Source organism: Streptomyces sp. NPDC058240, assembly GCF_042882135.1.
Lineage (GTDB): Bacteria > Actinomycetota > Actinomycetes > Streptomycetales > Streptomycetaceae > Streptomyces.
This window is the reverse complement of the sequence record NZ_JBHVWT010000153.1, coordinates 1-1,582: the sequence shown is the minus strand read 5'-3', so window position 1 is coordinate 1,582 and position 1,582 is coordinate 1. Positions and strand designations below refer to the sequence as shown.

Here is a 1,582-nt window from a genome sequence, read left to right as displayed (position 1 = left end):
GATGGTGGTGTGGTAACTCCCATCTTCGCAGGTCAGCAGGCACCTCTCTTCATTTCTCTATCCACAGGACCCGGGACAGCCGGTGGATCCAGGCTAAGTTGCCAGTCATCCGGGCGCATCCTTCATGGTCCCGCAGCACCCCCAGCAGACGGCAACATACGGCACTCAGATTCAGGGTTCAGCAAGAACGGTCAACCTTCAATGCGCCAGGACACTGTCCTGTCTCATTGAAGGTGGAGCGTTCGGGGTCGACAGCGAGTCCCGCGTAGTGAAGTTCGACAAGGTCGACTATCGCGCACGCCACGCTGTCGAATGCGGAATCAACCGCCTCAAGAGGCACCGGGCCGTCGCGACTCGATACGACAAACTTGCTGTCCACTACGAAGCCACCGTGGTCATCGCGGCCATCAACGAGTGTCTGTGACCAGCGCCTTCGAGACGCTCCTCAGGGCTCGTGGGCTGTTTCTCCATAAGCAGCATCGGGGTCACGCTACTCCTTGGGTCTGTGTGACAGGTGTTGGTGTGGGGCTGTCATTGCTGGCCCTGGGGGGTGTCAGCCATGGGTGCGGCGGAAGTTGGTGTAGGGCGGGTGGGCCTTGAAGGAGATGTCGACCTCGGGGCGGCGCAGGTCGGGGTCGGACGGGAACTGGCTGGTGATGCTGGTGGTCAGGACGTGGTCACCGTGGGCGGCACCGGCCTGACGGGGGCCCCAGCCGGCCGCGTACTCGAACGCGGCACAGGCGGCGGCGAAGGGAGCGCGACTGCCAGTCAGGAAAAGGGTCCGGGCGTGGGTGACGGGGCGCAGCCACTCGCGGGTCTCCGCGTGCTCGCACTGGCGGTTCCAAGCGGCGGCGTCGCGGGCGGTGCGGCGTTCGTCGGTCCGGACGGTGAGCGGGACGCCCCGGACGAGGCGGCGACGCAGGTCGGGCCAGGCCGTGGGGCGCAGGCCCAGCGAGTGGTGGACCAGGACGAGGTCGACCCGGCCTCCGCAGATCTCCAGGTACTGCTCGTACTCACCGTCCATGGGCACCCCGTCCCGCAGCGGGACGTGCACGACGGTGTGCCGGGAGTAGGCGGCGAAGGAGAAGAGCGCGGCGAGCCGCGACAGGCCGTCGTGGTCGCCGATCAGCCAGCCGTAGCCGGCCGGGTCGGCCAGTGCGGTGTGCCGCAGCGGATGCCACGGCTGCACCACCCGGTACTCCCGTGGCCCGATCCGGGGCCGGAACTGTCGCATCTTCAGCTGCATATACGCCCTCGCATGGCGTCAAGGGTGTCCCAGGCGAAGGCCCCGGCGCAAAGGGGAATCGCCACAGCCGACCGAGCACGATGCCGAATTACGTCCGGCAGGTGTCCAGGACGCCTGGTTGCCGTCGAGGTCCCTTCCTCGCGCTTGCCGTCCGCCTTGCGAAAGGGTGTGCCCGGCTGGTGGCATGCCGCAGCAGACACAGTGCTCACTGAGGCATCAGCGACCACTTCTGAAACGCGCCCTAGTCTTCTGAGTCAGGAATTCTGTTCAGATGTGTAGGTTTGCCTTATGGCACGGACGGGGCGGCCGAAGGCTGAGTTGACGTTGTCGGACGAG

2 protein-coding genes are annotated in these 1,582 nt (G+C 66.1%); one reads left to right on the top strand and one right to left on the bottom strand.

Annotated elements, in window-relative coordinates; genetic code table 11:
• Window positions 1-268: 268 nt before the first annotated feature.
• Window positions 269-424 carry a hypothetical protein gene (locus ACFVX4_RS42075; protein ID WP_389988804.1) on the top strand — a complete coding sequence of 52 codons (156 nt, stop codon included), beginning with the start codon at window positions 269-271 and terminating at the stop codon, window positions 422-424.
• A gap of 129 nt (window positions 425-553) precedes the next feature.
• On the opposite strand, the gene ACFVX4_RS42070 is transcribed toward ACFVX4_RS42075, so the two are convergent.
• Window positions 554-1,246, bottom strand: a complete 693-nt coding sequence (locus ACFVX4_RS42070) for a hypothetical protein (protein ID WP_389988801.1) — start codon at window positions 1,244-1,246, stop codon at window positions 554-556.
• Window positions 1,247-1,582 lie beyond the last annotated feature (336 nt).

Excerpts from the sequence above, each read along its gene's own strand:
- ACFVX4_RS42070 (WP_389988801.1), bottom strand. The coding sequence starts at position 1,246 with ATGCAGCTGAAGATGCGACAGTTCCGGCCCCGGATCGGGCCACGGGAG.